At 62.2% G+C, this 8,532-nt stretch carries 7 protein-coding genes; 3 read left to right on the top strand and 4 right to left on the bottom strand.

Features of this window, described 5'->3' with window-relative positions; genetic code table 11:
• The 4 genes from EOB59_RS09785 to EOB59_RS09770 form a co-directional block, all read right to left on the bottom strand.
• A partial coding sequence (locus tag EOB59_RS09785; protein WP_128288254.1) for a biotin/lipoyl-containing protein occupies positions 1-739 on the bottom strand: 739 nt, incomplete at its 3' end.
• A 3-nt stretch (positions 740-742) separates the two neighbouring features.
• Complete coding sequence (locus tag EOB59_RS09780; protein WP_127267172.1) at positions 743-1,741, bottom strand: alpha-ketoacid dehydrogenase subunit beta; 999 nt, start codon at positions 1,739-1,741, stop codon at positions 743-745.
• Positions 1,741-2,769, bottom strand: coding sequence for a thiamine pyrophosphate-dependent dehydrogenase E1 component subunit alpha (locus EOB59_RS09775; protein ID WP_128288253.1), 1,029 nt, complete (start codon positions 2,767-2,769; stop codon positions 1,741-1,743). Before EOB59_RS09775 ends, EOB59_RS09780 begins: the two co-directional genes overlap by 1 nt.
• Positions 2,770-2,771: 2 nt before the next feature.
• Entirely contained in the window at positions 2,772-4,100 is a 1,329-nt protein-coding gene (locus tag EOB59_RS09770; protein WP_128288252.1) for an NAD(P)H-dependent oxidoreductase, read from the bottom strand.
• Between the two features lie 379 nt (positions 4,101-4,479).
• Here EOB59_RS09770 and EOB59_RS09765 point away from each other — a divergent pair, with 379 nt between their 5' ends.
• From EOB59_RS09765 to EOB59_RS09755, 3 genes are all read left to right on the top strand, one after another.
• Positions 4,480-5,430, top strand: coding sequence for a MurR/RpiR family transcriptional regulator (locus EOB59_RS09765; protein ID WP_127397055.1), 951 nt, complete (start codon positions 4,480-4,482; stop codon positions 5,428-5,430).
• Positions 5,431-5,476: 46 nt separating this feature from the next.
• Positions 5,477-6,919 carry an amidase gene (locus tag EOB59_RS09760; RefSeq protein ID WP_128288251.1) on the top strand — a complete coding sequence of 481 codons (1,443 nt, stop codon included), beginning with the start codon at positions 5,477-5,479 and terminating at the stop codon, positions 6,917-6,919.
• A gap of 74 nt (positions 6,920-6,993) precedes the next feature.
• A complete protein-coding gene (locus EOB59_RS09755; RefSeq protein WP_164895616.1) occupies positions 6,994-8,526 on the top strand; it encodes an ABC transporter substrate-binding protein in 1,533 nt (510 codons plus the stop codon).
• Positions 8,527-8,532 lie beyond the last annotated feature (6 nt).

The raw sequence follows: 8,532 nt of genomic DNA, 5'->3' as shown, positions 1-8,532 counted from the left end.
TGGTCTTGCGCATATTGTCATGCGGGACGAGGTCGTAGGAGCCCTGTTCGAACAGACGCAGCACATCCCCCTCCCCCTTGAGGGGAGGGTGGCCGGCCACAGGCCGGTCGGGTGGGGTCGCTTCGACCGGTGTCGGCGCCAGGGCGGTGCTGAATTGGGCGGCGCCTCCTGAGGCGACCCCCTCCGTCCGCTTCGCGGACACCTCCCCCTCGAGGAGAGAGGAAAGTGCGGCGTCGATATCGGCTTTTACAACACGGCCGTATGGGCCTGTGCCGGATACGGTTGAGAGGTTCAGGCCAGCCTCGCGGGCCAGGCGTCGGGCCAAAGGTGTCGCGCGGGCTTTCCCCTCCCCCTCGAGGGGAGGGTGGCCGGCCGCAGGCCGGTCGGGTGGGGTCGGTTCGACTGGGCTCGACGGTACAGGGGTGCCTCCTGAGGCAACCCCCTCTCTCGACTTCGTCGAAATCTCCCCCTCGAGGGGGGAGATTGGCGCATAGCTTTCATCGTCGGCATAAATCCATGCAACAGCTGCACCGACCGCAATATCGACACCTTCCTTGCCGGTGACGTCGCGCAACACGCCGCTGGCCGGCGCGTCGATCTCCATCGCCGCCTTGTCGGTCTCGATCTCGAACAGCACATCGCCCTTCTTGACGTGCGCGCCTTCCTCGGCGAACCAACGCGAGATCTGTCCGGTCGCCATGTCCATGTCGACCTTGGGAAGAATGACTTCGGTCGGCATTTCTCAGCGAACCCCTTTCACGAGGTCGCGCGCAGCGGTGATGATGTCGGGAATTTGCGGCACCGTCGCCTTCTCGAGCTCCGGATTATAGGGGATCGGCGTTTCGGCGCCGCCCAGCCGCACGATCGGCGCATCGAGATAATCGAACGCCTCGCTCTCGGCGATCATGGCGCTGACCTCGGCGCCGATGCCCAGCGTCTTGACCGCTTCGTAGACGCATAGCAGCCGCGACGTCTTCTTGACGCTGTCGATGACGGTCTGCTTGTCCATCGGCCGGATGGTGCGGAGATCGACGACTTCGACGTCGATGCCTTCGCTCTCCAGTGCGGCAGCCGCGTCGAGCGCCTTCTGCACCATGATCGAGGTGGCGACGATGGTGAGATCCCGGCCCTCGCGGCGGATATCGGCCTTGCCGATCGGCACGGTGTAATAGCCTTCGGGCACCGGTCCCTTCATCTTGTAGAGCAGCTTATGCTCGAAGATCATGACCGGATCGGGATCGGCGACCGCCGCCAACAGCATACCCTTGGCATCATAGGGGGTCGCCGGCTGGATGACTTTCAGACCCGGCACATGGCCGAGCCAGGCTTCCAGGCTCTGGCTGTGCTGAGCCGCCGCACCGGTGCCGGAACCGGCGGGAAAGCGCATCACCACGGGAACCGAAACCTCGCCGCCCAACATGAAGCGCATCTTGGCCGCCTGGTTGACGATCTGCTCCATGGCAAGCGTGGCGAAGTCGGAAAACTGGAACTCGAAGATCGGCCGCATGCCCGTGAGGGCAGCGCCCACCGCGACGCCCGCGCCGCCCAATTCCGAAATCGGCGTGTCGATGACGCGGTCAGCGCCGTAACGTTCGACCAGGTCGCCGGTGACCTGGAAGGCGCCGCCATAGACACCGATATCCTCGCCCATCAGGAAAACGCGTTCGTCCATGTCCATGGCGATCGCCATGGCTTCCTGGATCGCCTGGGCGTAGCTCAGTTCACGCACCATCGCGTCCATCACGCCTGCTCCGTATACACGTAATTTCCGGTCTCGCTGATATCGGGCGATGGGCTCGCCTTGGCGAACTCGATGCCCTCGGCGATCTCTTGCGCCACGGCATCGCGAATGGCCTCGATGCCCTTGTCGTCGATGAAGCCGAATTCCCTGAGCTCGCTTTCGAACAGGGTGATCGGATCGCGGTTCGACATCCAGTCCTCGATCTCTTCCTTGGTGCGATAGCGGTTGCGGTCGCTCTTGGAATGGCCGCGATGGCGGTAGGTCTTGGACTCGATCAGCGTCGGCCCCTCGCCGGCGCGGGCTCGGGCGATAGCCTGATGAGACGCCTCGGCGACCTCGGAGAAGATGTTGCCGTTGACGATGACGCCCGGCATCGAATAGGCGGCGGCGCGCTCGGCGATGTTCTTGACCGCGGTCGAGCGGCCTGTCGATGTGGACATGCCGTAGCCATTGTTCTCGCAGACGAAAATGACGGGCAGCTTCCAGACCGCCGCCATGTTGAGCGCCTCGTGGAAAGCGCCTTCATTGTTGGCGCCATCGCCGAAGAACGAGACCACGACCTTGCCGGTCTTCATCATCTTGGAGGACAATGCCGCCCCGACGGCGATCGGGATGCCGCCGCCGACGATGCCATTGGCGCCGAGATTGCCCTTGCCGACATCGGCGATGTGCATCGAGCCGCCACGGCCCTTGCAATAGCCTGTGGTCTTGCCGAAGAACTCGGCGAACATGCGCTTGACCTCGGCACCCTTGGCAATGCAGTGGCCATGACCGCGATGCGTCGAGGTGATCTGGTCATCCTCGGCAAGCGGCATGCAGATGCCCATGGCGCTGGCTTCCTGGCCGATCGACAAATGCATGGTGCCGTGGATGAGACCGCGCGTGTAGCACTCCTCCGCGCCCTCTTCGAAGCGGCGGATCAGGTACATCTTGTGGAGCACCTCCCTGAGCTGCTCGGCGCTGTAGTGGCGGTAGACGAAGGGCAGATTGGCGCGACTGTCAGTGACGGCTTTGCTGGCTGTGGCCATGATCACGCTCCCACGGACCCATAGACGAGCTTGTCCTGGCGGGCGCGCAGTTCGGCGATCTTGGAGCCCGCCGCGGGCGCTGCATTCGCGTAGGTTATGAGCTCGCCCTTCTTGATCGGCGCGGTGACCGAGCCGCCCTGCAGCAGGCCGCAGGGAATGGCCTTGGCGGCGCGCGCCTCAGGCGTCGTCATGATCCAGGCACGATAGCAATATTCGCCGATCGCATCGAGCTTCTCGCCGGGCTTCATGTCCTTCTTGGCCACGGCGGCGACTTCGGCCACCGGTTTGGCCAGCGGCACCATGTCGGCCTTGCCGTAGAGCACGACGCGCGCGCAGGTCAGCGGCACTTCGAGCGAGGTCAGGTGATAGGGACGATGGAAAGTGAAATACGGGCCTTTGCCCATCTTCAAATCTTCCATACGCTCGGAGATGCGCGGATGCGACATATCGGCAACGACGAAGACGCCGGGCGCGACACCCTTGCCGATCGAATAGTCGACGACGCCGACCCTCGACAGCACGCCGCCATCCTTCTGCGGCACCAGCACCTTGGACAGTTCGCCAAGCGTCGCCGCCGGGCCATGCATGCCGGCCTTGTCTGGAACCAGGCCGGTGGCATTGGCGATCGCCGCCATCTCGACCATGGTCTTGGAGCCGTCGACGAATTCGACCAGCATCCGCACATTCATGTGCCGGCGCTTGGCTTCCTCCTCATAGTCTGGGGGAATAGCGTCGATGTTGAGCGGGTTGTTCTTGCCCTTGCCGGCGGCAACGATCGGATGCCCCATGGCCGAAACGAACTCGATTAGCTCCATGCAGGAGGACGGCTCATCGCCGGCGCCCAGCGAATAGGTGACGCCGAGCCGGTCGGCCTCGCTCTTCAGATAGGCGCCGATGGTGACGTCGGCCTCGACATTCATCATCACCAGATGCTTGCCATGTTCCATGGCGCGCAGCCCGATCTCGGCGCCGACGGCGGGAACCCCGGTGGCGTCGATGACGACGTCGATCAGATCATCGTTGATGACAAGGCTGGCATCGTTGGTGACCGCCACCTTGCCGGCTTCCATCGCCGCCGTCATCGCCGACGCGTTCGACACCTCGCGCGCATGCCCGGTTTCCTGGAAGGCGATATCGACGGCCTTGCTGGCGGCAGGCAGGTTCAGTTCGGAAATGGCGCCGATCTCGATGCCTGACATATGAGCGACACGAGTGACGATGTCGGTTCCCATCTCGCCCGAGCCGATCAGGCCGATGCGGATAGGCTTGCCCGACTTGGCACGTTCCTCGAGATCGCGGGCAAGGCCCGTCAACGAAACATTGGAAGCCATACCGCTCGTTCCTCCCATAATGCAGGCTTGTTCGATTGCCTGACGGGTATTGAACATCTGTATTTCTGTCAAGACTAATGTCCAGATTGTCGTGCTTAAAACCACTTTCCCGGCAGCCCGAACCATGGACGAAAACGAAGCCGCGAACCGCACGGCGCGCAAAGACAGGTTCGCTCGGAGGCGGAGCCAGCGCGGAACGTTTTTTTGGATTACGGCCGGTCGTGAAATAAAAGTACCGAAATATTAGTTCGTAAAATTTATCTTTCACAGCGTGCTCTCGCGTGCTAGCGTCGCGTCATGAACTGGAAATGAAGTGCGCTTCCTGGGGTGGCCTTTTCCGGTCTGTTCCAAATAGGTCTGCCAAGGGACGTTGCGGCCGATGAAGATGAAAACGCCTGGCGAGAAGACTGTTTCCGGTGAGACCGAGGTGGCCAGCGCGCTTGAAGCCAGGTTGCGTGAGGGCTGGCTGGAGTTCGCGCGGACCGAGCAGGCAATCGCGCGATACCTGCTCGCCAACATCCATGACATTCCCTTTGAAACTGGCGCCACCATTGCCGCCGGCGCCGGCGTAAGCGAGGCAAGCGTTACCCGTTTCGTGCGGCGTCTCGGCTACACCGACCTCAAGGAAATGAAGCGTGGCCTGCGCTCCGCGCCGAAAGTCACAAGCCCAGGCCTGGACAGTGCCGAGTTGCGTTTCCGCATCGGCGGCGAGAAGCAGGGGCGGTTGGCTCGCAGCCTGGAGATGGAGCAGCAGGCCTTGGCCGCGGCCTATGGCCTTGCCCAGGGCGAGATGTGGTCCGAAATCGTTCATCTGCTGAGCACCTGCGACCGCGTGAACTGCGTCAGCTTCCAGGCCGTGAAGGGATTAGGGCTCGATTTCGCGACGCGTCTGCGCTGGGTGCGTAGCGATGTCCGCTTTGCCGAAGGTTTGGGCGGCACGTTCTCGGAAATCCTCACCGATAGCGGCGAAAATTCTTGCGTGCTGCTGATCGACACGGCGGAATACGCAGCGATGAGCTTTCGGCTGTGCGCCCAGATCAAGCGCCGAAAGATTCCTCTGATCATCGTTACCGACAAATACAGCCATTGGGCATCTGAATACACAAAACTGGCGCTCGAAGTATCGACGCGCGTCGACCTGTACTGGGATTCGACGGCCGCGATAAGTTCGGTTCTGAACCTCCTCACGCATTCCGTTGCCGAGAAACTCGGCAAATCGGCTGAGACGCGGATGAATGAGTTGGAGGATATCGCCGGGATCCTGCGAACCTTCCACAAACCGCCACGGCGCGTCGCACGGCACATCAAAGAGGAAGAGGGCGAAGAATGACGATGCATCACCCGTTGCTGAAACCGTGGACAGTCAGGGCAGGCGCATGAAGTTGACGGAATACGCCGCCTATGACGGCGTCGGTCTGGCCGAGCTCCTGCGCAATCGGGAAGTTACGCCACGCGAACTGGGTAACTGCATCCTTTCAGGGATCGCCGCGGTCAATCCGCAGCTCAATGCCGTGATCGAAACCTATGCCGATGCGATCGAGGGGCTGGGCGATGTTCCCGGACCGGCACCTTTCCACGGCATGCCGACATTGACCAAGGATTTCCCTATCGAAGCCGGCCGGCCGGGAGAGTTCGGCAGCGTTCTCGCCAAGGGTTTCATTTGCGGCGACGATCACGCCTTCTGGGTGAAAATGCGATCCGGCGGCCTTGCCAATATCGGGCGTACCACCACGTCGGAATTCGGCATAGCTGCGGCAACCGAATCCTCTCTCTATGGTGCGACACGCAATCCCTGGGATACCAGCAGGGGTGTTTCGGGATCGAGCGGCGGCGCAGCCGCGGCCGTTGCCGCCGGCATCGTTCCCTTCGCGCAAGGCGCCGACGGTGGCGGCTCCATTCGCACCCCAGCCGCCTTTTGCGGTGTCGTCGGCCTGAAGCCGTCTCGTGGCCGGATCAGCGGCGCGCCGGAATCGAATGCGCCAATGCTGGGTCTCGCCATTTCATTCATGCTGACACGCTCGATCCGCGACACGGCGGCTTTGCTTGATCTGGGGTCCGGTGCGCTTCCCGGCGACAGCTATGAGATCGCCCCTCCGACCACCAGCTATGCCCAAGCGATCAAGACGCCATCCAATGCTTTGCGCATTGCCCTGTGCACAACGTCCTGGTCCGGCTATCCGCTCGACGCCGAGGTGAAGGCGGCGGTTCTCGAAGTGGGCAAGAGGCTGGAGCAACTGGGCCACAAGGTCGTCGAAGCCGGGCCTGTGTTCGATTATGAGCGCTATCTGGCGGCACAGAAAGTGATCTGGGCAGCTTCTACGGCGCAGTCGCTCGACGAGTTGGCGGCCCTGCTGCGGCGGCCGATCGATGAAGCCAGCCTGCAGCAGACGACACTTGCCGTCTACCGCCATGGCCGAACGCTCGATGCGGCAAGCCTGATCGCGGCTCTCGCGGTGTATGACCGGATCACGCGGACGGTTGGCGAATTCCTGGCCGTCCATGACGTGCTGGTGACGCCGACTTGCGCGATCTCGCCGGAGTTGCTCGGCACGCACAACCCGGATCGTCCTGGCCGCGACATCGACACGGTGTTCGCCGATCTGGCGCCGAAGGAGACGTTCAGCGCGCTCTTCAACGGCACCGGATCGCCGGCGATATCCCTGCCGCTCGGCTGGACGCAAAACGGCCTGCCGATCGGAGTGCAGTTTGTCGCCGCGTTCGGACGCGACGATCTGCTGCTGCGGTTGGGTGCGGTGCTTGAAGCCGACTACGCCTGGCACCAGCGCAAACCACCTACCCACATCACCAAGACTGCTTGAACCAACAACGACTGCTTGAACCAACAAGCATGGAACCGCCCCGGGAACATCATCAACGAAAATGGGAGTTTGTCATGGACCGCAGAGTATTCCTCAAAAGTGCGACGTTTGCCGGCTTCAGCATCGCGACGTTGCCGGCCACATTGCTTCGAGCCAATGCTGACGGCAGCAAGATACTGCGTATGGCCTATGGAGCCGAGGTTCTCACCCTGGACCCGATCAAAACCACTTACGGAGCCGATATCCTCATCCAGGGCATGATGTATGCACGCCTGCTGCATGCCAATGCCGATCGCACCGAAGTCGGCCCGGGCCTTGCCGAGAGCTGGGACATCGCGGATGACGGCAAGACCTATACCTTTCACCTGCGCGAGGCCAAATTTTCCGATGGGTCGCCGATCACGGCGGAGGACGTGGCGTTCAGCTGGAACCGCATGCGCTTCCAGAAGGATTCCGCCTATGCGGCGCCGTTCCAGCCCCTGACCAAGATCGAGGCAAAGGACGCCAGGACAGTGGTGATGACGCTCGATCGCAAATTCACGCCCTTCCTGACGCTGACCGAAATCTGGAATACCGGCATTGTGCCGAAGGCAGCGGTCGAGAAAATGGGCGACGACGCTTTCGCCAAGGCGCCGGTCACATCAGGGCCGTTCAAATTCGTCGAATTGAAGCCGGGAGACCGCGTGGTCCTTGGCCGCAACGAGCACTATTACCGCCAAGGCGAGCCCAAGATCGACGGCGTCGAATTCCGCTATGTCCCGGATGACAACACCAGGGTCTCGATGTTGCAGGCGGGCGAACTCGACGTCTGCCTCGCCGTTCCAGCGCCGCGCATGGCCGAGTTGAAGGCCGCCGGCTTCCGCGCCGACCCTGAACCTTCGAGCACCACTTATGACATGCTGATCAACCATTCGGCAGAACCCTTCAACGACCTCAAATTCCGCCAGGCCGTCAGCTACGGCATCGACCGCACGGCCATCAATGCCGCGGTGACGCTGGGTCTCGGCACGCCGGCGAGTTCCATCATGAGCCCGACGCTCGATTTCTTCGACAAATCGCTGCCGGTCATTGCCCGAGACGTCGAAAAGGCCAAGGCCCTGCTGGCCGAGTCCGGCAAGACCGGAGCCAGTTTCGAACTCATCCAGAATGCCGGAAGTGCCGACGAGGAAAAGGCGGCGGTGCTGATCCAGGCGCAGCTGGCGGAAGTCGGCATCACCGTCAACATTGCCAAGATCGATTCAACCCAGGCATGGACCCGCCTCGCCGATGGCGAGTACCAGGCGGAAATGAACTGGTGGTACAACGAGACGCGAGATCCCGACAACGCATTGCGCTGGTGCGTCTGGGGCGCGGGCGACAACAAGTCCTACTACACCCGCTACAACAACGAAACGATCAACAAGCTGATCGATGAAGCCTCGGGTGAGGCGGACAATGCCAAACGGGCCGAGCTCTATGCCCAGATCCAGAAGACCGTGGTGGACGAGGTGGCGCAGGTGGCGCTCTATCACCCGACGTGGCTCAACGCCTACGCTCCGAGCGTGAAAGGGTTGGTCCTGAACGTCGGCCTGCAATTCTCGTCCATCGGCGGGACCAGCCTGGATTGATCGGCA

The organism is Mesorhizobium sp. M7A.F.Ca.MR.176.00.0.0, assembly GCF_004023165.1.
Classification (GTDB): domain Bacteria; phylum Pseudomonadota; class Alphaproteobacteria; order Rhizobiales; family Rhizobiaceae; genus Mesorhizobium.
This window is presented reverse-complemented; position numbering and strand designations above follow the sequence as displayed.